Origin of the sequence: Kitasatospora sp. NA04385 (genome assembly GCF_013364235.1) — a bacterium.
In the GTDB taxonomy this organism is placed as follows: Bacteria; Actinomycetota; Actinomycetes; order Streptomycetales; family Streptomycetaceae; genus Kitasatospora.
Genome location: NZ_CP054919.1, coordinates 6,690,841 through 6,714,457 on the forward strand (window position 1 = coordinate 6,690,841; position 23,617 = coordinate 6,714,457).

The following is a 23,617-nucleotide window of genomic DNA, read 5'->3' on the forward strand; positions in this document are numbered from 1 at the left end:
CCCCAGCACCCCGCGCGGCCCCGCCCGCACCCGGCCCGGCCCGCCCCGGCGCGGCGCCCACGCGGCCGCCCGCCGACGAGACGCCGGCCGCCGTCCCGGCCGCTGCCCGGGTCGGCCTGCGCCCGCGCACCGTCCGGGCCCGGATCGTCGCCGTGCTGATGGTCCCCGTGGTGTCCGTGATGGCCCTGTGGGCGTTCGCCACCGTCACCACCGCCGGCGACGTCTGGGACCTGCTGCGGATCAAGAACGTCGACGCCACCCTGCGCACCCCGCTCGACCGCACCGCCGCCGCCCTGCAGGCCGAACGCAGCGCCGCCGGACAGTACCTCGCCGCCCCCGGCCCCGACCCGGAGGCCGTCCTGCGCGCCGCCGCCCGGGAGACCGACCGGGCCGCCGCCCCGCTCACCCTCGCCCCCGGCTACAACCGCGCCGACGCCGAAGGGCTCGGCCCCGAGGCCGCCGACCGCCTCGACACCCTCAGCCGCGTCGTCGGCGCCCTCCCCGCGCTGCGCGCCAAGCTGCTGGAACGCACCGTCCCCTGGGACGACGCCTACACCGTCTACACCGCCGCCGTCGACGACGCGCTCGCCGCCACCGGCTCGCTCACCGCCCTCCAGGACCACCGGGTCGCCGCCGACGCCCGGGTGCTGCTGGAGTTCGCCCGCTCCCGAGAGCAACTCGCCCGCGAGGACGCCCTGGTGCGCGCCGCCCAGTGCGGCGGGCGGCTCACCGAGGCGCAGTACCGGCAGATCCTCCAGGCCGGTTACGCCCGCGCCCAGTTCGAGCGGACCGCCGCCCCCGACCTGCGCCCCGTCGACCGCACCGCGCTGGCCGCCGTCACCGGCAGCCCCGAGTACCAGGAACTGCGGCGCTACGAGGAGCAGTTGGCGAACGCCGTTGACCCGGCCGCCGCCCTGCAGTCCGTCTCCGCCATCCGCTGGGCCGCCGCCACCGACAGCGTCGCTCGCGCGCTGGCCGGCGTCGAACGGCAGGCCGGTTCGGCCGCCGCCGAGCGCGCGAACCCCTACGCCCTGGGCCTGTTCGGCACCTCCGGCGCCACCGTGCTGCTCGGCCTGGCCGCCGTCCTCGCCTCGCTGCTGATCTCGGTCCGGATCGGCCGCGGCCTGGTCGCCGAACTGCACGCCCTGCGCAACTCCGCCCTCGAACTGGCCGGCCGCAAACTCCCCGCCACCATGCGGCGGTTGCGGGCCGGCGAGGAGGTCGACGTGGACGCCGAGGTGCCGCCGCGCGACCACGGCGACGACGAGATCGGCCAGGTCCACCACGCCCTCGACCGCGTCCAGCGGGCCGCCGTCACCGCCGCCGTCGAACGCGCCGAGGTGCTCTCCGGCGTCTCCGGCGTGTTCGTCAACCTGGCCCGCCGCAGCCAGGTCCTGGTGCACCGCCAACTCACCCTGCTGGACGCGATGGAGCGCCGCACCGAGGACCCGGCCGAACTCGACGACCTGTTCAAGCTCGACCACCTCACCACCCGGATGCGCCGCCACGCCGAGGGCCTGATCATCCTCTCCGGCGCCGCCCCCGGCCGGGCCTGGCGCAAGCCCGTCCCGCTCACCGACGTGGTCCGGGCCGCCGTCGCCGAGGTCGAGGAGTACGCCCGGGTCGACGTCCACCGCCTCCCGTACGCCGCCGTCACCGGCCCCGCCGTCGCCGACCTCACCCACCTGGTCGCCGAACTCGTCGAGAACGCCACCGGGTTCTCGCCCCCGCACACCAAGGTCCGGATCCGCGGCGAGGCGGTCGGCAACGGCTACGCCCTGGAGATCGAGGACCGCGGCCTGGGCATGGGCCCCGAGGCGCTCGCCGACGCCAACCGGCGGATCGGCGCCAGCGAACAGGTCGACCTCTTCGACAGCGACCGCCTCGGCCTGTTCGTGGTCAGCCGCCTCGCCAAGCGCCACGGCGTCAAGGTCGCGCTGCGCCCCTCCGCGTACGGCGGCACCACCGCGGTCGTGCTGCTGCCCACCGACCTGCTCGACCCGCGCGAGGCCGAATCCCGGCCGCAGGCACCGCAACCCGCAGCCCGGCCCGCGGCCGCTCCCGCCGTCCCCGTCGCTTCCGCCGTCCCCGCCGTCCCCGCCGCATCCGAACTCCGGCCGCCCGTAAGGACGTTGCCGCCGCACCCGGCGCCCGACCCGGCCGTGCCCGCCGTGCCGGAGGACGAACTCCCGCGCCGGGTACGGCAGGCCAGCCTCGCCCCGCAACTGCGCGAGGCCCCCGAACCGCCCCGCCCCGGGCGGCGCCCCGCCGAACCCGCCGACCGCGACCCCGAGCAGGCCCGCTCCGCGATGGCCGCCTTCCAGCAGGGCTGGCAGCGCGGCCGGGGCGGCGGACCGGACGGCACCCCCTTCGCCCCCCACGACCGAGGAGACCGCGCCCGATGATCGGCACCACCCGCCAGAGCGGCGAACTCAACTGGCTCCTGGACGAGTTGGTGACCCGGACCGCCCGGGTCAGGTTCGCCGTCATGCTCTCCGCCGACGGACTCCCGATGGGCAACTCCACCGGCCTCGGCCGCGAGGACGCCGAACACCTGGCCGCCGTCGCCTCCGGTTTCCACAGCCTGGCCAAGGGCGCCGGACGCCACTTCGAGGCCGGTCGGGTCCGCCAGACCATGGTCGAACTGGAACGCGGCTACCTGTTCGTCGCGGCCGCCGGACAGGGCTCCTGCCTGGCCGTCTTCGCCGAACCCGACGCCGACCTCGGCCTGGTCGCCTACGAGATGGCCCGCCTGGTCCGCCGGGTCGGCGAGCACCTGGACGCCGCCCCGCGCGGCTACTAGGGCCCGTCCGGACCGACCCCGAACACCCGATCGAGAAGGGGGAGTTCGCCGATGGCCCACCCGCCCCGGGACCACCTGCCCGGCACCCCGTCCGGCTACCCGCCGCCGCCCGACCGCCCCGTCCAGTGGTACGACGAGGACGCCGGGCCGATGGTCCGCCCCTACGCCCTCACCCGGGGCCGCACCCGCCCCGGCCGGGCCTTCGACCTGATCGCCCTGGTCGTCACCGACGTCCCCGACCCGGCCGTGCTGCCGGTCGGCCCCGAGCAGCTCGCCATCCTGGAGACCTGCCGGGGCAACGCCCTGTCCGTCGCCGAGATCGCCGCCGACCTCGACCTGCCGCTCGGCGTGGTCCGGGTCCTGCTCGGCGACCTCCTCGACGGCGAGCACATCCGGGTCAGCCGCCCCGTCCCGCCGGCCCTGCTCCCGCACGAACACGTCCTCCAGGAGGTCATCCATGGGCTTCGCGCCCTCTGACAGCACCGACCTCGCCCTGAAGATCCTGGTCGCCGGCGGCTTCGGCGTCGGCAAGACCACCCTGGTCGGGGCGGTCAGCGAGATCAAACCCCTGCGCACCGAGGAGCAGCTCACCGCCGCCGGGACCCACGTCGACGACCTCGGCGGCGTCGAACGCAAGACCACCACCACCGTCGCCATGGACTTCGGCCGGATCACCATCCGCGAGGGCCTGTCGGTCTACCTCTTCGGCACCCCCGGCCAGGACCGCTTCTGGTTCCTCTGGGACGAACTCGCCCACGGCGCCCTCGGCGCCGTCGTCCTCGCCGACACCCGCCGCCTCACCGACTGCTTCCCCGCCGTCGACTTCTTCGAGCACCGCGGCATCCCCTTCGTGGTCGCCGTCAACCGCTTCGAGGGCAGCCGCTCCTTCCGCCCCGAGGACGTCTCCAGGGCGCTCGACCTCGACCCGGCCACCCCCGTGGTCCTCTGCGACGCCCGCGAACGCGCCTCCGGCAAGGGCGTCCTGATCAGCCTGGTCGAACACGCCGGCAAGGTCCACGCCGCCCGGGTGCTCGCCCAGGCCCGCAGCTGACGTCCGCGCGCCGCCGGGCTAGCATGCCCGGCATGTTCCTCTCCCGCGACTAGGACCCCGCACCGCGACCGCCCGCCGTACCCGGCGCCGCGGTCGCTCCGGCGTCCCCGTCCACCGGCGCCCCGCGCGCCGTCACCGTTGAGGAACCCCGCTCCGCCATGTCGACGTCCTACCTGGCCGTGCTGCGCGTACCCGGCGCAGCCCGGCTGATCCCGGCCGCCCTGCTTGGCCGCCTCTCCTACGGCACCGCGCCGCTCTCCCTGCTGCTCGCCGCCACCGCCACCACCGGCTCGTACGCCCGGGCCGGCTGGCTGATGGCGCTCTTCTCCGCGATCGGCGTGCTGCTCTTCCCGACCCGCGCCGGGCTCGTCGACCGGTACGGCCCCCGGCGCGCCCTGCCGCCGATGGCCGTCGGCCACGCCGCCGCGCTGCTCGCCCTGGCCGCCGCCACCTGGCGGCCCGGCACGCCCTACCCCGTCCTGCTGGCGCTCGCGACCGCGGCCGGGCTGTCCGCCCCGCCGCTCGGCCCGGTCACCCGGGCCCAGTGGAGCGTCCTCGCCGCCGACCCCGGGCTGCGCCGCCGCGCCTACAGCCTGGACACCGTCGCCGAGGAACTCCTCTACGTCACCGGCCCGTTGCTGGCCGGGCTGCTCGCCACCACCACCCGCCCCGCCGCCGGACTGCTGCTCAGCGCCGTCCTCGTCCTCACCGGGACGCTCGCCCTGGCGGCCGTCGCCGTCCCGGTCGCCGCCACCGGCGCCGCCGCGCCCGCGTCCCGGGCCGGCACCCGCCGACTGCTCGGCCGGGCCCGCCAACCCTCGCCGCCGCGGCCGGCGTCGGCGCGGGCCTCGCCGCGTTCGCCCTGCTCGCGGTGGTCTTCGCCGGTCGCCACGGCCGCCCCGCGGACGTCGCCTGGGTCGAGGCCGCGCTGGCCGCCGGCAGTGCGACGGGCGGACTGGCCCTCGGGGCGGTCGACCGGCGGACCCCCGCCGCGACCCGGCTCACCGCCCTGAGCGCGGCGCTCTCCGCCGCGCTCGCCCTCGCCGCGCTCGCCCCCACCGTCCCGGCCCTGGCCGTCGTCGCCGCGCTGGCCGGTCTCGCGGTCGCCCCCACCCTCACCACCGCCTACCTCCTCACCGACGAACTCGCCACCCCCGCCGAGCGCACCCGCGCCGGGGCCTGGGTCAACACCTCCTACAACGCCGGGAGTTCCACCGCCACCGCGCTCACCGGCACCCTCCTCACCCACCTCCCGCTCCCCAGCTGCCTCCTGCTCGCCGCCACCCCGCCGCTCGCCGCGCTCGCCCTGCGCGGCCGGAAGCCCCGCCCGGCCGGAAGCCCCGCGCGAGCCCCCGAACGCGCCCGCCCGGACACCGATGAGTTCCGGCGGCCCGACCCGTCCAACCCGGTATGACCCGAATCGACGTCAACGGAACCACCCTCGGCACCGAGTCCTTCGGCGACCGGCACGCACCGCTCGTCCTGCTCGCGGGCGGGACGACGATGCTCTCCTGGCCGGACGCGCTGTGCGAGCGCCTCGCGGCCGGCGGGCGCCGCGTGGTGCGCTACGACCTGCGGGACAGCGGGGAGTCGGCGACCGGCGACCCGCGGGCGCCCGGCTACACCCTGCGCACCCTCGCCGCCGACGCGGCGGCCCTCGCCGGGGCGCTCGGCGGGGGCCCCGCGCACCTCGCCGGGACCGGGGTGGGCGGAATGGTCGCGCAGGTGGCCGCGCTCGACCACCCGGAGGCGTTCTCGGCGCTCACCCTGGTCGGCACCCGCCCGGTCGCCCCCGGCCCGGTCGACGCGGACCTGCCCGACCACGACCGGCAGGCGATGGGCCGGCTGTTCTCCCGTCCGGCGCCGGACTGGACCGACCGGGCGGCGGTCGCCGCGTTCGCCGCCGCGGGCGCGGAGGCCCTCGGGGACGACCCGGACGCCGCCCGGGCCACCGCGGCCCGGATCTGGGACCGCACGCCCGGCGACACGCCCCCGGTGCACCTGGCCAACCAGCTCGGCCTGGTGTTCTCCGCGCTCGACTGCGCCCCCCGCTGGCGCGAGCGGCTGCCCGGGATCGGCCTCCCCACCCTGGTCGTGCACGGCCGCCGCAACCGGTTCTTCCCCGTCGGCAACGCCGAGGCGCTGGCCCGCGAGATCCCGGGCGCGCGGCTGCTCGTCCTGGACGCCGCGACGGCGCTGCCCGCCTCCGCGGCCGACGAGGTGGCCGGGGCGATGCTGGCACTGCGCTGAGAGCGGCGGGGGCGCGCCGCCGACCGGGCCCCCGGCACGTCCCCGCCGCTCTCAGCGGGCCCTGCGCAGCAGCCGCTCCGCGACGGCCAGGTTGATGATCCAGGAGATCCAGGCGCCGGAGGCGTAGACCAGGGCGGCGGGCAGGCCGGTGGGGGTGAGCAGGACGAGCCAGAGCCGGAAGGTGACGGCGGTGAACATCAGCGCGTAGGAGCGGAGCATCCAGCGGCGGTGGGCGGGGATGCGGCCGTGCCGGGCGTGGTGCAGGCCGAGCGCGGTGGTGGTGAGGGTGAGGACGGCGAGCAGGACGAAACCGAGCGGAGCGACCGGGGGGTAGAGGCCGTGCGGGGCGACGAGCAGCCCGCCGAGGCCCATCGCGGCGGCGGCCAGGACGTAGACGCGGCCGGTCCAGCGGTGCAGGGCGGGGCGGCGGGCGCGCAGACCGGAAAGGAACTGGAGCGGGCCGAGGGAGAGCGCGACGACGCCGCCGCCGATGTGGAGCAGGAGCGGCGCGAGGTGGGCGAGGTAGACGGCGCGCTGCTCCTCCAGGAAGGTGTCGGGGTCGAGCGTGAAGTAGCGGGCGGAGACGGCCGCGATGAGCAGCGCCAGGGTCGGGACGGCGATCCGGCCGGTCCGGCGCAGGGCGCCGGACCTCCGCGCGGGGGTCGGGACTTCGAGCGCGGCGGGACGGTGGGGTGTCATGGCGGGGACGCTACGGACCGGCCCTGACCTGCGGCGTCCCCCCGCGGGGGTCTTCCGGGCTACCCCGCTGGGGGTAGCGCCCCCGGTTCGCCCCGGAGCCCGGTGGACGCCAGGGTCGGGGGCGAGCCGGGTCGGGTAGGTTCTCCCCGGTCACCGCGGGACCCGGCCCCGCACCCCACGGGACCCGACACCGTACCCCACCGGCACCGAGGACACCGCACCCCACCGGCACCGAGGACACCGCACCATGCCGCCGAACACCGCCAGACTCCGACTCCCCGCCCTCCCCAAGGTGTCGGGCCGCGTCCCCGCCCCGCTGGCGGACGCCGCGCCCGCCGTCGTGCTGTTCGTCGCGATGCTGGTCGAACGGTTCGGCGCGGCGGCCCGGATCGGGGACCGGATGCCGTACGCGCTGGCCCTGACCGTGGCGCTGGCCCTCCCGGTCGCCGCCCGCCGCCGGGCCCCGCTGACGGCCTTCCTGGTGGGGACGCTGGCGCTGACCGCCGAGGCGCAGCTCGTCGCGCCGAGCCCGGTCTCGCCGTACGCCAACCTGTTCGGCGCGTACGCGGTGGGCCGGTACGCGGGCCGGGGCCGGGCGGGGTGGGGGCCGCCGCTGGTGGTGCTCGGCATCGTCGGGTACTTCGCCGGGCAGGACGTCGAGGCGGTGACGCCGGTCGGCTTCCTCGCGCTCTGGCTGGCGGTGTGGGCGTACGGCTACGCGGACGCGCGGCGGCTTGCCGAGCAGGCGGTCGAACGGCGGCGCGCCCGGGCCGAGTTGCTCGCCGAGGAGCGGACCAGGATCGCCCGCGAGGTGCACGACCTGGTCGGCCACTCACTGAACCTGATGCTGGTGCAGGCCGGGGCCGCCCGCCGGCTGATCGACCGCACCCCCGAGCGCAGCCGCGAACTGCTGGTGGAGATCGAACGCACCGGCAACGACGCGCTCGGCGAACTCGACCGCGTCCTGGGCCTGTTGCGCGGCGCCGCGCCCCGGCACCCGGACGGGGCGCCGCCCGCCGAGCCCGGCGTCGCCGAACTCCCGTACCTGGTCGAGCGGATGAGCCGGGCCGGGCTGGCCGTCGCGCTGCACCGGGACGCCCCGCCGCTGCCCCCGGAGCAGGACCGCTGCGCGTACCGGGTGGTCCAGGAGTCGCTGACCAACGCGCTGCGGCACTCCGGCGCCGCCTACGCCACCGTCCGGATCGTCCGGCAGGAGGAGCGCACCCTGGTGGAGGTGCTGGACGACGGCTCCGGCCCGCCGCCCGGCCACCGGCCCGGCCGCGGCCTGACCGGCATCGCCGAGCGCGCCGCCCGCCTGAACGGCACCGCCCAGCACGGCCTCGGCCCGAACGGCGGCTTCCTGGTCCGGGTCTCCCTCCCCACCGGGGGCGGGGCGTGAACGCCCCCGTCCCGGCCGCCCCCGTCCCGGCCCCCGCCCCCGCCCCCGTCCCGGCCGCCGCCCCCGCCGCCGTCCGGGTGCTGATCGCCGACGATGACCCGCTGCTGCGCGCCGGGCTCGCCGTGGTGCTGGAGACCGCCGACCGGATCGAGGTGGTCGGCCAGGCCGAGGACGGGCTGCGGGCGGTCGAACTCGCCCGCGCGCTGCGGCCCGACGTGGTCCTGATGGACGTCCGGATGCCCGGCTGCGACGGCGTCGAGGCGACCCGCCGACTGGCCGGTACCCCGAGCCGGGTGCTGGTGCTGACCACCTTCCACCACGACGCGTACGTGTGGGGCGCGCTGCGGGCCGGGGCCGCCGGGTTCCTGCTCAAACGGGCCTCGCCGGAGCGGCTGATCGACGCCGTGCACGCCGTCGCGGCCGGGGAGGCCGTCCTCGACCCGGCCGTCACCCGGGACCTGCTCGGCCACCTGCTGTCCGCCCCCGCGCCCGGGCCGCCCCCGCCGACCGACCCGGGCCCGCTGGCGGCGCTCACCGTCCGTGAGCGGGAGGTGCTGCGACTGGCCGCCGAGGGCCACCCCAACGAGGAGATCGCCGCGCTGCTGCACCTCGCCGAGTCCACCGTGAAGACGCACGTCAAGCGGATCCTCGGCAAGCTCGGCGCGCGCGACCGCTCGCAGGCGGTGGCCGCCGCCTACCGGCACGGGCTGATGGTGCCGCAGCCCCGCCCGTCGACCGGGCCCGGGGCTCCGTGACACTCCGCCACTGACGGGGTGTCAGCTCATCGCGCCGACCCGGTCGTACATTGAGCGGATGATCGTGGAGAACGGGCCGGGGCCCGCGCGGCAGGTGCGCTACGGGCGGGGCCCGTCCGGGCGGCGGCTCGCCGAGCAGGGCCGGTGGGAGGAGCTGCTGGAACGCTTCCGGCTGGCCAGGGCGCTGGGCGACCCGCTGTCCGGACCGCTCGGCCACCTGGTCGCGTACGGCGCCCCCGCCGCCCTCGCCGCCCGGCTGTTCGACCCCGACGGCGGCCCCGGCGCCCCCGCGACCGCCGCCGACCACGACGCCGGACCGCTCTGGGAGGTGCTGGCCACCCGCCACCCCCGGCCCGTCCTGGACGCCCTGCCGCTGCCGCCCGCGATCCGCCGCCTCACCGCCCACACCCGCGCCCTGCTCGGCGAGGACCCCGGCGACGACACCCCCGACGAGGGCGGGGTGCCGTACCGGCTGCTGCCCTGGGAGGACAGCGGCTGGGAACGCGACACCCGGGTCCGCGAGTACCTGCCCGCCGGCGGCGCCCGCCGCGCCCTGCACCTGGCCCCGCCCACCCGCGAGGGCCTCGCCGTCATCGAACTCCCCAACCCCGCGGGCCGGTTGACCGGCCTGGCGGCCACCCGCGCGCTCGCCGGGCTCGCCGACTGGACCACCGCCGTGTGCGTCCGCGGCCGGGCCGCCGACGCCGTCGCCCAACTCGCCGGCGGGCCCGAGGTCACCGGCGGCCCGCTCCCGTTCGCCGCGCTCTACCCCGCCCTGGTGCACCTCGCCTCCGCCCGCCCCGACCGCGGCGCGGCCCAGGGGCGGCTCGCCGTCTGGCAGGTGCTCGCCGCGATGGACGGCACCGCCGTGCCCGCCCGGGCCGCCGCCGAGTCCCTGGTCGCCCGCCTGCGCTGCCTCGCCTGGACCGAACCCGCCGACGACCTCCGCCACCTGCACCTCGCCCTGGAGGACCCCGCCACCGGCCTGGCCTGGGCCCTCTCCGGCACCACCCCCGAACCCGCGTAGGAAGAAAACGCGGGGCCCGGCGAGAACGGCGGGAGGCACCATCAGGGGCCCGGGGAACGGCGGGTCCGTGCTGCTGGCGGTCGGAGCCCATCGGTGTGTCCGTGCTGCTGCGTGCAGTGACAGGAACCAGAAGCAGATGCGCGCTCCGGCAGCGCACCGTCAGCAGACCGGGCCTCGCCGTTCCCCGAGCCCCTGGATACACGCCCCGCCGTTCTTGGTGCGCCGCCCTGCGCGCCGCCGGGCACGGTGCGGACGTCATCGCCGTCACCTCCGCCCGGGACCTGGCCGTGGTCCGGCGGGCCGTCAGCGCGGGCGTCGTCCAGTACCTGCTCAAGCCCTTCGGCGCGGCCGCCCTGGGCGAGCGCCTGCGCCAGTACGCCCGCTACCGGGCCAACCTCGACCGCCCCGGCCGGGCGCTCGGCCAGGACGAGGTCGACCGGGCGCTCGCCCTGCTGCGCGGCACCGACCGCAGCAGCCTCCCCAAGGGCCTGGCCGCCGACACCCTGGACACCCTCGCCACCGCGCTGCGCACCGCCCCCGACGGCCTCTCGGCCGGCGCCGCCGCCGCGGCCACCGGCGTCTCCCGGATCACCGCCCGCCGCTACCTCGAACACCTGGTCACCACCGGCCGCGCCACCCGCGAGCCCCGCTACGGGCAGGTCGGCCGCCCCGAGCTGGGCTACCGGTGGAGCGGTGGGTGACCGGGCCTCAGACGCGCTCGGCCAGCGCCAGGTAGCGGTCCGGTTCGTCGGCGTAGGACAGCGGGGTCCAGCCGTTGGCGGCCAGCAGCGGGAAGAGGCGCTCGCGGGCGCGCAGGTCGTCGGGGGTGAGCGGGCGGCCCTTGCGGGCGGCGAGGGCGGCCCGGCCGAGCGGGTGGAAGAGGGCGAGCCGGCCGCCGGGGCGGGTGACCCGGGCGAGTTCGCGCAGCCCGGCGGCCGGGTCGGGCAGGTGGGAGACCAGGCCCGCGCCGAACACCAGGTCGGCGCGGGCGTCGGGCAGCGGCAGCCGGGTGCAGTCGGCCCGCAGCAGCGCGGCGTCGGCGCGGTGCGCGGCGGCCCGCTCCAGCATCTCGGGCGTCAGGTCGACGCCGAGGACGGTGCCGCCCGGGCCGACGGCGGCGCGCAGCAGCGGGAGGGCGCGGCCGGTGCCGCAGCCCGCGTCGATCACGAACTGCCCGGCGGACAGGCCGGTGTCGGCGATCGCGGCGGCGTAACGCGGGCTGTCGTCCGGGTACTTGCTGTCCCAGGTGGCGGCGCGTTCGGCGAAGAAGGCCCGGGTGTCGGCGAGTTCGCGGGCGTGGGCGGTGGGGTCCATGGACGGGAGGCTACCCGGGCGCGGGCCGTGACCCGCGGCGGTCCGGCTCGTTGGAGGGGCGGGGGTGTCCACCGGGGGGTGTCCACCGGGGGGTGCCCGACGGCGCCCGGCGGCGGCCCGGCGGCCGGCCGGGGGAGCGGGCGGGGGAAATCGCTCACCCGGACGGGTGATCGAAGGGCCCGGTGGCGGCATTCGCCGAACCCCCGAAGGTAAAGTTAGGCTTACCTAACTTCCCAAGGGAGCTCCTGCTGTGACCCTCACCGTCGGCACCTCCGCCGCACCGGTCGGCGACGCGATCCTGCGCCGCCAGCGCATCCGCGAGTCGGCCGCCCGCACCTACGCCCGGTCCTTCCCGATCGTGCCGGTGCGCGCGAACGGCATGACCGTGGAGGGCGCCGACGGACGCCGCTACCTCGACTGCCTCTCCGGCGCCGGCACCCTCGCGCTCGGCCACAACCACCCCGTGGTGCTCGACGCGATCCGCCGCACCCTGGACAGCGGCGCCCCGCTGCACCTGCTCGACCTCGCCACCGCCGAGAAGGACGACTTCACCACCGCGCTGCTGGAGAGCCTGCCGGAGAAGTTCGCCGCCAGGTCCCGGGTCCACTTCTGCGGCCCGGCCGGCACCGACGCCGTCGAGGCCGCCCTCAAGCTGATGCAGACCGCCACCGGCCGGCGCGGCGCGCTCGCCTTCACCGGCGCCTACCACGGCATGACCGCCGGGGCCCTCGCCGTCACCGGCAACACCGCCGTCAAGGCCCCGCTGCCCAGCGGCGGCGAGGTCACCCGGCTGCCCTACCCGTACGCCTACCGCTGCCCGTTCGGCGTCGGCGGCGAGCGCGGCGCGCAGCTCGCCGCCGCCTACACCGAGCGCCTGCTCGACGACCCCTCCGGCGGCGTGCTCCCGCCCGCCGCGATGATCCTGGAGCCGGTGCAGGGCGAGGGCGGCGTCGTCCCCGCCCCCGACGGCTGGCTGCGCGAGATGCGCCGGATCACCGCCGAGCGCGGCATCCCGCTGGTCCTCGACGAGGTGCAGACCGGCGTCGGCCGCACCGGGCGGATGTGGGCGGTCGAGCACAGCGGCATCGAACCCGACGCGATGGTGCTCTCCAAGGCCATCGGCGGCAGCCTCCCGCTCGCCGTGGTGGTCTACCGCGAGGAGTACGACGGCTGGCAGCCCGGCGCCCACACCGGCACCTTCCGCGGCAACACGCTCGCGATGGCCGCCGGTGCCGCCACCCTCCGGTACGTCGCCGCCAACGGACTGGTGGCCCGGGCCGAGACGGTCGGCGCCCGGATCGCCGCCCGGCTCGACGGCGCCCGCGACCGCCTCCCGGTGATCGGTGACGTCCGCGGCCGCGGCCTGATGCTCGGCGTCGAACTCGTCGACCCCGCGGGCGAACCCGACAGCTGCGGCGCCCGCCCCGCCGACCCGCGCCTCGCCGTCCGGGTTCGCGAAGCCTGCCTGGCCCGCGGCCTGATCGTCGAGCTCGGCGGCCGCCACGACGCCGTCCTGCGCCTGCTGCCGCCGCTCACCATCACCGACGAGCAGGCCGACGCCGTCCTCGAACGGCTCTGCGACGCCGTCGAGTTCGCGATGCGGCAACCCGACCCGGAGAAGTGAGCCGCGGCGCGGCGGACGTGACGACCAGTCGGAAGCGAGCAGGGGCGGGCGGGGCGATGACCGAGGGCGGGGCGATGGACGGGCGGGAAACGGGCGGGCGGGGAGCGGGCGGGCCGGGAACGGACCAGCGGGAAGCGGGCGGGCCGGGAACGGACGGGCTCTCCGGCGGGACCGCCGGGCCCCAGGCCCTGCGGCCGCTGGTCGCCGAGGTGCTGGCCGGGCTCACCGCCGGTGCGCGGCGGCGCGGCGGACCGATCGTCCCCGGCGAGCCGGACGGGATCGCGGCGGCCGTCCGGGAGGCGCTCGCCGCCGCCCGCGGGCCCGCCGCGCTCGGGCAGCTGGCGGAACTGCTGGCGTACGGCGCGGCCGACCCGGCCGACCCGCACTGCGCCGCGCACCTGCACTGCCCGCCGCTGGCCGTCGCGGTCGCCGCCGACCTCGCCGTCAGCGCGCTCAACCCCTCCCAGGACTCCTGGGACCAGGCCCCCGCCGCGACCGCCCTGGAGAGCGAACTGCTCGCCGAACTCGCCGGGCTGGTCGGCTTCCACCCCGACCGGGCGGCCGGCGTGCTGACCACCGGCGGCACCGAGTCCAACCTGATGGGCCTGATGCTCGCCCGGGACCAGCGGCTGGGCCCGGACGTCGAGCTGAACGGCCTGCCGAGCGGCGTCCGGCCCCGCATCCTGGCCTCCGAGGCCGCGCACTTCTCGGTCCAGCGCGCCGCCGCCCTGCTCGGCCTCGGCGAACGCGCCGTCCGCACCGTGCCCGTCGACCGCACGCTGCGGATGGACACCGCCGCGCTGGCCGACGCCTTCGCCGAAGCCGGCTGGGAGGGCGCCACCCCCGTCGCCGTGGTCGCCACCGCGGGCACCACCGACACCGGTGCGATCGACCCGCTGCACGCCGTCGCCGACCTCGCCGCCCGCCACGGCACCTGGCTGCACGTCGACGCGGCCTACGGCGGCGGCGCGCTCTTCTCGGAGCGGCTCGCCCCGCTCCTCGACGGCCTCGACCGCGCCGACTCGGTCTCCCTCGACTGGCACAAGCTCGGCTGGCAGCCCGCCGCCGCCGGGGTCTTCCTGGCCCGCGAGGCCCGCACCTACGCCTCGCTGGCCCGGCGCGCGGTCTACCTCAACCCCGCCGACGACGAGGAGGCCGGCTACCCCAGCCTGCTCGGCCAGTCGCTGCGCACCACCCGCCGCCCCGACGCCTTCAAGCTCGCCGCGACGTTGCGGGTGCTGGGCCGCGACGGGCTCGGCGCGCTGGTCGACCGCTGCCACGCGAGCGCCCTGCGGGCGGCCGAGCTGGTCCGGGCCGCCCCCGCGCTGGAACTCCACTGCGACCCGGTCCTGACCACCGTGGTCTTCCGCTACGCGGTGCCCGACCCGGCCGCGAGCGACCGCGTCAACGCCGAACTCCGCCGCCGCCTGCTGCGGGCCGGCCGGGCGGTGGTCGGCCGCACCGAACTCCCCGGCCGCGGCCCGGGCCGGGTCCGCCTCAAGCTCACCCTGCTCAACCCGCACACCACGGAGGACGAACTGGCCTCCCTGCTGCACGCGGTGGTCGAAGCCGGGGCGGACGTCTAGGACCGGACGGGCCGCGGCCGGGGCGCTCCCCGGCGGCGAGCGCCGGCCGGTCCGCGTCCCCTCACACGCCGTCGAGCAGGATCTCCCGGAGGGTCTCCCACTGCTCCGGGTCGGAGGCGACCAGGAGGCCGTCGGTGCCGCCGGGGGCCTCGGGGCGGTAGGGGGTGCCGTCGAAGCGGGCGCTGCGCCCGCCGGCCTCGGTGACCAGGAGGGAGCCGGGGGCGTGGTCCCAGGGGAGGGTGCGCCAGTAGAGGACGAAGTCGCGGCTGCCGGTGGCGATCAGGGGGTACTCGATGCCGGCGGCGCCGCGGCCGGGGTCGAGGGGGCCGAGGGCGAGCGTGTTGGCGAGCAGGCGGTGGCCGGTGGGCGGGGCGAAGTAGCGGGTCTTGAGGATGCCGGTCCACTTCTCGGGCGCGGTGGTGACCTTCGGCAGGACCAGCCGCTCGCCGTCCCGCCAGGCGCCGGCGCCGAGTTCGGCGGTGTACGCGGTGCGGGTGCAGGGCTGCCAGATCCAGGAGGCGACCGTCTCGCCGCGGCGGACCAGCGAGGCCATCACCGCGTACGAGGGCTGTCCGGCGACGAAGTTGCGGGTGCCGTCGACCGGGTCGACCAGCCAGGCGGCGGGCTCCTCGTGCAGGGCGCGGGCCAGCGCGGGGTCGGCGGAGACGGCCTCCTCGCCGACCACGGGGACGGGGAGCAGCTCGCGCAGGCGCCGGGAGATGATCCGCTCGGCCTCCCGGTCGGCGACGGTGACGATCTCGCCGGGGGCCTTCTCCATCACCTCGCCGTCGCTCAGCGCCCGGAACCGCGGCTCCACCGCCTCGGCCGAGGCCTCGACCAGGATCTCGGTGACCTTCTCCATCAACACGCCCGTGCTCCCTTCACCGCCTCCCACTCTCCCACGCCGGGGCGGTGCGGACGGTGCGCAGGTGACGCGCGGGGCGGCGGCGGGGCGGCGGCGGGGCGGACGCGGCGCCCCGGGGGCGGGTCACTCCGCGGTGAGGCCGTCGTACTCGGCCCGCACCCGGCGGTCCATCGCCAGCGCGAACTGGGCGTCATTGACGGCCCGGGCGAGCGGGCGGACGCGCTGGATCTGCTCGGTCAGCCGGGCCGCCTCGGCGGGCGTGAGGTCCTGCACGCGGGTGAGCGCGCCGAGCAGCCGGTCGCGGATCAGCGCGACGAACAGGTCGGCCATCGCGTCCGCGTACTCGGCGGCGCGGCGGCTCACGTCCAGGACGGCGGCCAGCGGCACGCCCTCGTCGACCAGGGCGACGGTGGCGTCCATCAGGCGGCGGCTGACGTGGGTGATGCCGTCGGGGTCGACGGTGATGTAGCCCTGGGCGATCGACTCGGCGGTGTTGGCCTCGGTGAGCTGATCGCCGAACGCGGCGCGCAGCTCGGCCCAGTCGAGGTGGACGGGCGTCTCGTCGGACCAGGGGGCGACCAGCGCGGCCTGCAGCCCGATCAGCTCGGCGACGTCCCGGCCGTCCTCGCCGGCGCCGATCAGCTCGGCGATGCCGCCCAGCGCGTGGCCGCGCTCCAGGAGTTCGGCGACCAGGCGCAGCCGGGCCAGGTGCTCGTCCCCGTACCAGGCGATCCGGCCCTCCTTGCGGGGCGGCTGGAGCAGGCGGCGCTCGCGGTAGAAGCGGACGGTGCGCACGCTGATGCCCGCCGCCTCGGCGAGTTCGGCGACCCGGTAGGCGCGGGGCTCGTCTTCCTGTTCGGTCTCCGCCACGCCGGTCAGCATAGGCCCGCCGGGCGACGCGGAAACAGCCGCGTCCCGCGCTATTCCACTCGGTGTCAACAAGGGCTACGCTGCCGAACGCGCCAGTGATTACTGGCAGCATCCAGCACGACCCGACAGCACCGCCCGACAGCACCGCCCCACAGCACCACCCGACAGCAGCACCCGACAGCACCATCCGATCGAGCACCGCCGGCCACCCGCACCCCCCACCCTCGCCAGGAGGCCCGCCCATGGCACCCCGTACCAAGAAGCCCCCCGCGCCCGGCACCGACCCGGCCGCCGTCCCGCACGTGCGGGTCGCCGTCATCGGCTCCGGCTTCGGCGGCCTCGGCGCCGGCGTCCGGCTGCGCCGGGCCGGGATCACCGACTTCGTGATCCTGGAGCGCGCGGACTCCGTCGGCGGCACCTGGCGCGACAACTCGTACCCGGGCTGCGCCTGCGACGTGCCCTCGCACCTGTACTCGTTCTCGTTCGCGCCCAACCCCGAGTGGCCCCGGGTGTTCTCCGGCCAGCCCGACATCCGCGCCTACCTGGAGCGGGTCGCCGACACCTTCGGGCTGCGCCCGCACCTGCGCTTCGGCGCCGAGGTCACCGAGCTGCGCTGGGACGAGGAGCACGCCCGCTGGCAGGTCACCACCGCCGTCGGGAACTGGACCGCCGACGCCGTGGTCTCCGCGGCCGGGCCGCTCGCCGACCCGCAGATCCCCGACCTGCCGGGCCTGGACACCTTCCCCGGCAAGGTCTTCCACTCCTCCCGCTGGGACCACGACTACGACCTCGCGGGCAAGCGCGTCGCCGTGGTCGGCACCGGCGCCTCCGCCGCCCAGATCATCCCGGCGATCCAGCCGACCGTGGGCGCCCTGACCGTCTTCCAGCGCACCCCCGCCTGGGTCCTGCCGCGCGCCGACCGCGAGGTCAGCGGCGTGGAGAAGTGGCTGCACGCCAAGCTCCCGCCGACCGGGCTGCTGCGCCGCGCCGGGCTGTTCGCGATGCGCGAGCTCCAGGTCGACGCGTTCGTCCGCCGCCCGCAGCTGCTGAAGCTCGTCCAGCAGGTCGCGCTGCGGCACCTGCACCGGGCCGTCGCCGACCCGGCGCTGCGCGCCAAGCTGACCCCCGACTACCGGATCGGCTGCAAGCGCATCCTGCTGAGCAACACCTACTACCCGGCGCTCGCCGCCCCCAACACCGAGGTGGTGGCCGGCGGCCTGCGCGAACTGCGCGGCTCCACCCTGGTCGGCGCGGACGGCAGCGAGCACGAGGTGGACGCCGTCGTGTTCGGCACCGGCTTCCACGTCACCGACCTGCCGATCGCCGAACGCGTCTTCGGCATCGGCGGCACCGCGCTCGCCGAGAGCTGGAAGGACGGCATGGAGGCGCTGCGCGGCTCCACCGTGCGCGGCTTCCCCAACCTGTTCTTCCTGATCGGCCCGAACACCGGCCTCGGCAACAACTCGATGATCCTGATGATCGAGTCCCAGCTGAACTACCTGATCGACGCGCTCACCACCCTCGACTCGGTCGGCGCCACCGCCATGCAGCCCACCGAACGGGCCCAGCGCCAGTGGAACCTGGAGCTCCAGCACCGGATGGGCCGCACCGTGTGGACCACCGGCGGCTGCCGCAGCTGGTACCTCGACCAGGACGGCAAGAACACCGTGCTGTGGCCCGCCTCCACCAGCGCCTTCCGCCGCGCCACCCGGCACGTCGACCTCGCCGAGTACGAGCTGATCAAGCGCACCGCCCCGCTGGCCGCCGAGGCGGTGACCGCGTGAGCCCCCGCGTCCCCGCCGACTGCGTGCTGCCCGACCCGGCCGCCGTGCGCACCGTCCGCTCCGCCGACGGCGCCGAACTGAACGTCGAGGAGTACGGGCCCGAGGGCGCGCCGCTGGTCGTGCTCGCCCACGGGTGGACGTGCTCCACCGCGTTCTGGGCGCCGGTGGTCAACCGGCTGGCCGCCGACTTCCGGGTCGTCGCCTACGACCAGCGCGGCCACGGCCGCAGCCCCGCCCCCGCGGGCGCCGACGGCTACTCCACCGCCAAGCTCGCCGACGACCTCGAAGCGGTGCTCGCCGCCACCGTCCCCGACGGGCGGCGCGCCGTGGTCGTCGGGCACAGCATGGGAGGCATGACCGTCATGGCGGCCGGCGACCGGCCCGGCGTCGCCGCCCGCACCGCCGCCAACCTGCTGGTCAACACCGGCCCCGGCGAGCTGATCGCCGAACTGGCCGTGCTGCCGCCCGCCGTCCGGGCCAAGGGGCTGCGCCGCTTCCTGCACCGGCAGATCCTGCGCTCCCGGCTCCCGCTCGGCCCGGTCACGGCCGTCACCAGGGCCGCCCTCAAGTACGCCACCATGGGCCCGGCCACCCCCGCCGACCGGGTCGAGGCCTGCGCGCAGGTGGTGCACGCCTGCCCGGCGAAGGTCCGCTTCCACTGGGCGGGCGTGCTCGACACCCTCGACGTGCACGACGCCCTGGCCCGGGTCGCCGCCCCCACCGCCGTCATCGCGGGCAGCCGCGACCGGCTCACCCCGCCCGTCCACGCCCGCCGGATCGCCGCCGCCCTGGCCGACCCGCGCGGCCTGCTCGAACTGCCCGGCACCGGCCACATGAGCCCGGTCGAGCGCCCCGCCGAGGTCGCCGCCGAGATCCGCCGCCTCGCCGCCCTGGCCGCCACGCCCCTTGAGGAGACCGCATGACACCGCCGCTGTCCTCGCAGGTCGTCGTCATCACCGGAGCCGCCCGCGGCCTCGGCGCGCTGATGGCCCGCAAGCTCTCCGAACGCGGCGCCAAGGTCGCGCTGGTCGGCCTGGAGCCCGCCGAACTCAAGGCGGTGGCCGCCCAGTGCGGCCCGCACGCCTCCGCCTGGGAGGCCGACGTCACCGACCTGGACGCGCTCACCGAGACCGCGAACCGGATCAAGGACCGGTACGGACGGATCGACGCGGTGGTCGCCAACGCCGGCATCGCGCTCGGCGGCCCGCTGGAGGACAGCGACCACCGGGCCTGGACCCGCGTCGTCGAGGTCAACCTGCTCGGCTCCGTCGCCACCGCCCGGGCCTTCCTGCCCGCGCTCGCCGAGAGCCGCGGCTACCTGCTGCAGATCGCCTCGCTCGCCGCGCTCACCCCCGCCCCGCTGATGTCCGCGTACTGCGCCTCCAAGGCGGGCGTCGAGTCCTTCGCCCACGCGCTGCGCGCCGAGGTCGCCCACCGGGGCGTCAAGGTTGGCGTCGGGTACTTGAGTTGGACCGACACCGACATGGTGCGCGGCGCCGACCAGGACGCCGTGCTGCGGCAGATGCGGGCCAAACTGCCCTGGCCCGCCAACCGGACCTACCCGATCGGCCCGGCCGTCGACCGGCTGGTGGCGGGCCTGGCCCGCCGCTCCGCGCACGTCTACGCCCAGGCCTGGCTGCGCGGCATGCAGCCGGTCCGCGGCTTCCTGCCCGGCCTGATCGCCGCCGTCGGCTCCCGCGACGTGGCCCGCCTCGCCCCCGAGTTGAAGGCCACCGCCGCCAGCCGGCTCGGCCCGGTCGGCGCGGGCGGCCTGGCCGACCAGCGGGCCCGGGAGGAGCGGCAGGGCTGACCGCGCGCGCCGACCGGACGGACCGCCCGCCCCGCAGGGGGGCCGGCGGTCCGTCCGCGCGTGCGACCGGGGAATCCGGCGATCCGGGGGAAAGGCCCGTTGACCGCCGGGATACCGGGCCGGGACGGCGATTTTTCGTCTCCATATACCGTGTGACTAATATCCATCCGTCAGAGTCCTGTCAGATTCGGCCAGTTGTGAACAACTGGTGATGTCTCCAAGGAGAATGCCCTGCGCACGCGCGCGTCTCGGCGGATCAGAACGGTCAGAACGGGTCGGCTCTCGCTCCGCGCGACCCTGCTCGTCCTGGCGATCGTCCCCAGCGTGGCCCTGGCCGCGCTGTGGGCCGTCACCAGCGGACAGCTCCTGTTGGACTTCCAGCGCCAGGCGGCCCAGGGCCTGCTCGCGCAGGAGGCCGGCCAGCCGTCCAACATCGTCTACTACAACCTGCAGGAGGAACGGCGCCTGAGCGCCGACGTCCTCGCCACCCACAGCGGGGTCACCGAAGCGCTGCGCGGCCAGCGCGCCAAGACCGACCAGGCCATCCGCGACTTCCAGAAGGCCTCCGACGTCGCCGCCTCCGACGCCCCCGACGAGGTCAAGGAGGCCGTCGGACTGGCCCGGCAGTCGATCAACCAACTGCCCGCCCAGCGCGCCCTGGTCGACAGCGGCAGCGAGCAGCAGCAGGCCGCGGTCTACGGCTACTACACCGACCTGATCGCGGTCGACCTCAAGCTGTTCGCCGCGCTCAGCCACGTCGACAACGGCAGGATGACCACCATCTCGGCGCCGCTGGTCGACCTGTTCTGGGGCAAGGAGATGATCTCCCGCTCGGACGCCCTGCTGGCCCGCGGCTGGACCGCCGGCAGCCTGAGCACCAAGGACTACCAGCAGCTGCGGCAGGCCGTCGCCGAACAGGACTTCCAGTTCGGCACCAAGGTCGCCCCCTACCTGGCCGCCGACCAGGCCGCCAAGTGGAAGCAGATCACCGGCAGTTCCGCCTGGCAGGCCAAGGGCGACGTCGAGCAGAAGCTGCTCGCGCCCGCCGCCGCCGACCGCAACGGCCGGATCGCCCTCGCGGGCAGCCAGGCCGACTGGCGCCAGGCGATCGACGCGCTCAACCCGCAGATCGTCGACCTGCTGGAGTACCGGACCGACTACGTGGTCGACAACGGCAAGAGCAGCATCATCTCGCTCGCCGTCCGGCTGGTCCTGACCACCGTCATCGGCCTGATCGCCGTCATCGTGGTCGCCGTCACCTCCTGGCGGATCACCCGCACCCTGCGCCGCCGGATCGACCGGCTCCAGGCGCAGGCCGAGGACCTCCAGACCACGCTGCCCGCGGTCGTCGAACGGCTCGGCAACGGCGAACAGGTCGACCCGGAGGAGCACGCCCGGGCCGTCGCCCCCGACCCGTGGGGCCGCACCGGCGACGAACTCGCCAAGCTGGCCGAGGCGTTCAACCAGGCCCGGGCCAGCGCGGTGCAGTCCGCCGTCGCCCAGGCCGAGCAGCACCGCGCCTACGAGCGGCTGCTCCAGCGGATCGCCCGCCGCACCCAGCAGCTGATCGGCCAGCAGCTCAAGAAGCTCGACGAACTGGAACGCCGCCACGAGGACCCGGAGTTCCTGGAGGGCCTGTTCGACCTCGACCACCTCACCGCGCGGCTGCGCCGCTACGAGGAGAACCTGGTCATCCTGGCGGGCGGCTCCCCGCACCGGCGCTGGCGCAAGCCCGTCCCGCTGCTGGACGTGATGCGCTCCGCCCAGGGCGAGGTGCAGGACTACCAGCGGGTCAGCATCGACCTGGAGGGCAGCCCGTGGATCTCCGAGCGGGCCGTCGGCCCGGTCGCCCACGTGCTCGCCGAGCTGATCGAGAACGCGCTGTCCTTCTCCCGCCCGCCGAACCCGGTCGAGGTCCGGGCCGGCCGGGTCAGCCGCGGCGTCGCCATCGAGGTCGAGGACCGCGGTCTGGGCATGGAGGAGGACCAGATCGACAGCGCCAACGAGATGATGGCCCGCCCGCCCCGGGCCGACGTGCTCGCCCGCGGCAACGACATCCGCCTCGGCTTCTACGTCATCTCCCGGCTCGCCGAACAGCACGGCCTGCGGGTCGAGTTCCGCCAGTCCGCGTTCGGCGGCACCCGGGTCGTGGTGCTCGTCCCCGAGGAGCTGATCGTCCCTGACCCGAACGCCCGGCCCACCGTCGTCCCCGCGCCGACCGCCGGCGGCCTGCCGACCCGCAACCGCGGCCAGGCGCTGGCCGGCGTCACCGCCCTCGCCGCCGCGCCCGAACCGGCCCCCGCGCCGTACGGGCCGCCGCCGGTGGCCGAACAGCCGCCGGTCGAGGACCCCTACCTCCCCGCGGACCCGTACCTCCCCGTCGACCCGTACCTCCAGGGCCACCCGTACCCGCAGCACGAGCCGGCGGCCGCGCAGCACGAGGAGTACCCGGCGGCCGGCCACGAGCAGCCGTTCCCCGACGCGATCCTGCCGCTGCGGCCCGCGCCCGTCCCGTACGCGCTGCCCGCCGCGCCCCACCCCGAGCCCGCCCCGGCCGGCTCGTGGCCCCGCCGGCCGAACCCCGGGCGGCCGCCGCGCCGTTCCCCGGGGCGGCGTACCCGCAGCCCGGGGGCGGCGCCGAGCCCCCGCTGCCGCGCCGGATCCGCCAGGCCAGCCTGGCCGACGAGCTGCGGATCGATCCGACCGCCCCCAAGGAGGCGCCCGCACCGCCCCGTTGGGACGAGAACCCGCTGTTCCGACCGGCCCCCCGACGGGCCGGAGCAGCGATCGGTGCGTTCCAGCGGCGCTCCCGCGAGGCGCGCGGCGGCCAGGCCGCCCCGACCGCCGACCCCGCGGGCGGCGAGGAGCGGACCGGTCCGGCCGAGGGCTGGAACAACAACCACATCCCGACGAGAGAAGATCGGTCATGACGCGCACTACCGCCACTCACCAGGACCTCGACTGGCTGCTGGACGGCCTGGTGGACTCGGTGGCCGGCACCAAGAACGCCGTGCTGCTCTCCGACGACGGCCTCGTGGTCGGCCACTCCCGCACCATCGACCGCTCCGACGCCGAACGCCTCGCGGCCGTCGCCACCGGCCAGCAGAGCCTCGCCCGCGGCGTCGGCCAGCTGTTCGCCGGCGGCCCGGTGCACCAGGTGATCGTCGAACTCGCCGACCTCTGGCTGTTCGTCATCGCCGCCGGCTCCGGCACCCACCTGGCCGTGATCGCCTCGCAGGACGTCGACGCCGAGGTCATGTCGCTGGCCATGCACAACCTGGTGCAGCAGGTCGGGCAGAAGCTCAGCACCCCGCAGCGCGGCGACTTCGACGCGTTCGGGGCCCGCGGCGGGCACCGCGGGTGAACGCCCTCCCCTGGGACGACGAGTACGAGTACGAGGACGGGGACGACGGCTCCGACAGCATGGTGCGGCCGTACACGATCACCCGCGGCCGCACCGCGCCCGAGCGCGACGACCTCACCCTCATCACCCTGCTCACCAGCGTGCCGGCCCCGGTCGACGCCTACGGCGCGCCGGTCCGGCCCGCCCGGCTGCAGCCCGAGCACCGGATGATCATCGACCGGTGCCGGACCCCCGCCGCGGTGGCCGAGGTCGCCGCCGACCTCGACCTGCCGGTCTCGGTCACCAAGATCCTGCTCGGCGACCTCGTCGCGCAGGGCCTCCTGACGGCCCGGGCCCCGATCTCGGTGGCCCGGGCCGCGGGCGGCGCCGACCGCGGCCTGCTGGCCGCCGTACGTGAGGGCCTGAGGAGGCTTTGA

20 protein-coding genes and 3 pseudogenes are annotated in these 23,617 nt (G+C 76.6%); 19 read left to right on the top strand and 4 right to left on the bottom strand.

From position 1 onward, the window contains the following. The first annotated feature begins 158 nt into the window (after positions 1 to 158). The 7 genes and pseudogenes from HUT16_RS29560 to HUT16_RS29585 all read left to right on the top strand — a co-directional run bounded on the left by HUT16_RS29560 (position 159) and on the right by HUT16_RS29585 (position 6,104). Entirely contained in the window at positions 159 to 2,405 is a 2,247-nt protein-coding gene (locus tag HUT16_RS29560) for a nitrate- and nitrite sensing domain-containing protein (RefSeq protein WP_254898387.1), read from the top strand. After that, positions 2,402 to 2,803: a roadblock/LC7 domain-containing protein gene (locus tag HUT16_RS29565; RefSeq protein WP_176191101.1), complete on the top strand. Its 402-nt coding sequence runs from the start codon at positions 2,402 to 2,404 to the stop codon at positions 2,801 to 2,803. The genes HUT16_RS29560 and HUT16_RS29565 overlap by 4 nt, the downstream gene beginning before the upstream one ends. 51 nt (positions 2,804 to 2,854) lie before the next feature. Continuing rightward, the gene (locus HUT16_RS29570) at positions 2,855 to 3,280 is read left to right on the top strand and encodes a DUF742 domain-containing protein (RefSeq protein WP_176191102.1); all 426 of its coding nucleotides are present in this window, start codon (positions 2,855 to 2,857) and stop codon (positions 3,278 to 3,280) included. Further along, positions 3,261 to 3,854 (top strand): ATP/GTP-binding protein, encoded by a 594-nt coding sequence (locus HUT16_RS29575; protein WP_176191103.1) that lies wholly within the window; start codon positions 3,261 to 3,263, stop codon positions 3,852 to 3,854. Before HUT16_RS29570 ends, HUT16_RS29575 begins: the two co-directional genes overlap by 20 nt. A gap of 158 nt (positions 3,855 to 4,012) precedes the next feature. Then, positions 4,013 to 4,609 (top strand): annotated as a pseudogene (locus HUT16_RS38705) (MFS transporter); the annotation flags it as partial. A 116-nt stretch (positions 4,610 to 4,725) separates the two neighbouring features. Next, positions 4,726 to 5,268, top strand: coding sequence for an MFS transporter (locus HUT16_RS38710; RefSeq protein WP_254898041.1), 543 nt, complete (start codon positions 4,726 to 4,728; stop codon positions 5,266 to 5,268). Beyond that, the gene (locus HUT16_RS29585) at positions 5,265 to 6,104 is read left to right on the top strand and encodes an alpha/beta fold hydrolase (RefSeq protein ID WP_176191104.1); all 840 of its coding nucleotides are present in this window, start codon (positions 5,265 to 5,267) and stop codon (positions 6,102 to 6,104) included. Before HUT16_RS38710 ends, HUT16_RS29585 begins: the two co-directional genes overlap by 4 nt. 51 nt (positions 6,105 to 6,155) lie before the next feature. Here HUT16_RS29585 and HUT16_RS29590 read toward each other — a convergent pair whose 3' ends face one another. Beyond that, positions 6,156 to 6,803: a DUF2306 domain-containing protein gene (locus tag HUT16_RS29590; protein ID WP_176191105.1), complete on the bottom strand. Its 648-nt coding sequence runs from the start codon at positions 6,801 to 6,803 to the stop codon at positions 6,156 to 6,158. 247 nt (positions 6,804 to 7,050) lie between these two features. Here HUT16_RS29590 and HUT16_RS29595 point away from each other — a divergent pair, with 247 nt between their 5' ends. The 4 genes from HUT16_RS29595 (at position 7,051) to HUT16_RS29610 (ending at position 10,685) form a co-directional block, all read left to right on the top strand. After that, positions 7,051 to 8,202, top strand: coding sequence for a sensor histidine kinase (locus HUT16_RS29595; RefSeq protein WP_176191106.1), 1,152 nt, complete (start codon positions 7,051 to 7,053; stop codon positions 8,200 to 8,202). Then, entirely contained in the window at positions 8,199 to 8,957 is a 759-nt protein-coding gene (locus HUT16_RS29600) for a response regulator transcription factor (protein WP_254898042.1), read from the top strand. The genes HUT16_RS29595 and HUT16_RS29600 overlap by 4 nt, the downstream gene beginning before the upstream one ends. A 58-nt stretch (positions 8,958 to 9,015) precedes the next feature. Beyond that, a complete protein-coding gene (locus HUT16_RS29605) occupies positions 9,016 to 9,984 on the top strand; it encodes a hypothetical protein (RefSeq protein WP_176191107.1) in 969 nt (322 codons plus the stop codon). 89 nt (positions 9,985 to 10,073) lie between these two features. After that, entirely contained in the window at positions 10,074 to 10,685 is a 612-nt protein-coding gene (locus HUT16_RS29610; RefSeq protein WP_176192929.1) for a two-component system response regulator, read from the top strand. 7 nt (positions 10,686 to 10,692) lie between these two features. Here the strand turns inward: HUT16_RS29610 and HUT16_RS29615 are convergent, their stop codons facing one another. Further along, the gene (locus HUT16_RS29615) at positions 10,693 to 11,298 is read right to left on the bottom strand and encodes a class I SAM-dependent methyltransferase (RefSeq protein ID WP_176191108.1); all 606 of its coding nucleotides are present in this window, start codon (positions 11,296 to 11,298) and stop codon (positions 10,693 to 10,695) included. Positions 11,299 to 11,548: 250 nt separating this feature from the next. Between HUT16_RS29615 and HUT16_RS29620 the strand changes: the two genes are divergently transcribed. Next, the gene (locus HUT16_RS29620; protein ID WP_176191109.1) at positions 11,549 to 12,922 is read left to right on the top strand and encodes a diaminobutyrate--2-oxoglutarate transaminase family protein; all 1,374 of its coding nucleotides are present in this window, start codon (positions 11,549 to 11,551) and stop codon (positions 12,920 to 12,922) included. 17 nt (positions 12,923 to 12,939) lie between these two features. Next, positions 12,940 to 14,508: a pyridoxal-dependent decarboxylase gene (locus HUT16_RS29625; protein WP_254898043.1), complete on the top strand. Its 1,569-nt coding sequence runs from the start codon at positions 12,940 to 12,942 to the stop codon at positions 14,506 to 14,508. A gap of 61 nt (positions 14,509 to 14,569) precedes the next feature. Here the strand turns inward: HUT16_RS29625 and HUT16_RS29630 are convergent, their stop codons facing one another. Continuing rightward, positions 14,570 to 15,370, bottom strand: coding sequence for an inositol monophosphatase family protein (locus HUT16_RS29630; protein ID WP_254898388.1), 801 nt, complete (start codon positions 15,368 to 15,370; stop codon positions 14,570 to 14,572). 126 nt (positions 15,371 to 15,496) lie between these two features. Further along, a complete protein-coding gene (locus tag HUT16_RS29635; RefSeq protein WP_368662718.1) occupies positions 15,497 to 16,243 on the bottom strand; it encodes a MerR family transcriptional regulator in 747 nt (248 codons plus the stop codon). Positions 16,244 to 16,485: 242 nt separating this feature from the next. Here HUT16_RS29635 and HUT16_RS29640 point away from each other — a divergent pair, with 242 nt between their 5' ends. The 6 genes and pseudogenes from HUT16_RS29640 to HUT16_RS29665 form a co-directional block, all read left to right on the top strand. Next, positions 16,486 to 18,027 carry an NAD(P)/FAD-dependent oxidoreductase gene (locus tag HUT16_RS29640; RefSeq protein ID WP_176191112.1) on the top strand — a complete coding sequence of 514 codons (1,542 nt, stop codon included), beginning with the start codon at positions 16,486 to 16,488 and terminating at the stop codon, positions 18,025 to 18,027. Continuing rightward, the gene (locus HUT16_RS29645) at positions 18,024 to 18,950 is read left to right on the top strand and encodes an alpha/beta fold hydrolase (RefSeq protein ID WP_176191113.1); all 927 of its coding nucleotides are present in this window, start codon (positions 18,024 to 18,026) and stop codon (positions 18,948 to 18,950) included. The genes HUT16_RS29640 and HUT16_RS29645 overlap by 4 nt, the downstream gene beginning before the upstream one ends. Next, positions 18,947 to 19,837, top strand: coding sequence for an SDR family oxidoreductase (locus HUT16_RS29650; RefSeq protein ID WP_176191114.1), 891 nt, complete (start codon positions 18,947 to 18,949; stop codon positions 19,835 to 19,837). Before HUT16_RS29645 ends, HUT16_RS29650 begins: the two co-directional genes overlap by 4 nt. Positions 19,838 to 20,161: 324 nt before the next feature. Then, positions 20,162 to 21,946: pseudogene (locus tag HUT16_RS29655) on the top strand (nitrate- and nitrite sensing domain-containing protein); the annotation flags it as partial. A gap of 817 nt (positions 21,947 to 22,763) precedes the next feature. Further along, positions 22,764 to 23,201 (top strand): roadblock/LC7 domain-containing protein, encoded by a 438-nt coding sequence (locus tag HUT16_RS29660; RefSeq protein ID WP_176191115.1) that lies wholly within the window; start codon positions 22,764 to 22,766, stop codon positions 23,199 to 23,201. A 65-nt stretch (positions 23,202 to 23,266) separates the two neighbouring features. Beyond that, positions 23,267 to 23,617, top strand: a pseudogene (locus HUT16_RS29665) (DUF742 domain-containing protein); the annotation flags it as partial.

Coding starts and splice junctions, on each gene's coding strand:
- HUT16_RS29630 (WP_254898388.1), bottom strand. CDS start 15,370: ATGGAGAAGGTCACCGAGATCCTGGTCGAGGCCTCGGCCGAGGCGGTG.
- HUT16_RS29595 (WP_176191106.1), top strand. CDS start 7,051: ATGCCGCCGAACACCGCCAGACTCCGACTCCCCGCCCTCCCCAAGGTG.
- HUT16_RS29570 (WP_176191102.1), top strand. CDS start 2,855: ATGGCCCACCCGCCCCGGGACCACCTGCCCGGCACCCCGTCCGGCTAC.
- HUT16_RS29650 (WP_176191114.1), top strand. CDS start 18,947: ATGACACCGCCGCTGTCCTCGCAGGTCGTCGTCATCACCGGAGCCGCC.
- HUT16_RS29640 (WP_176191112.1), top strand. CDS start 16,486: ATGGCACCCCGTACCAAGAAGCCCCCCGCGCCCGGCACCGACCCGGCC.
- HUT16_RS29575 (WP_176191103.1), top strand. CDS start 3,261: ATGGGCTTCGCGCCCTCTGACAGCACCGACCTCGCCCTGAAGATCCTG.
- HUT16_RS29660 (WP_176191115.1), top strand. CDS start 22,764: ATGACGCGCACTACCGCCACTCACCAGGACCTCGACTGGCTGCTGGAC.
- HUT16_RS29590 (WP_176191105.1), bottom strand. CDS start 6,803: ATGACACCCCACCGTCCCGCCGCGCTCGAAGTCCCGACCCCCGCGCGG.
- HUT16_RS29560 (WP_254898387.1), top strand. CDS start 159: ATGGTCCCCGTGGTGTCCGTGATGGCCCTGTGGGCGTTCGCCACCGTC.
- HUT16_RS29605 (WP_176191107.1), top strand. CDS start 9,016: ATGATCGTGGAGAACGGGCCGGGGCCCGCGCGGCAGGTGCGCTACGGG.
- HUT16_RS29565 (WP_176191101.1), top strand. CDS start 2,402: ATGATCGGCACCACCCGCCAGAGCGGCGAACTCAACTGGCTCCTGGAC.
- HUT16_RS29615 (WP_176191108.1), bottom strand. CDS start 11,298: ATGGACCCCACCGCCCACGCCCGCGAACTCGCCGACACCCGGGCCTTC.
- HUT16_RS29585 (WP_176191104.1), top strand. CDS start 5,265: ATGACCCGAATCGACGTCAACGGAACCACCCTCGGCACCGAGTCCTTC.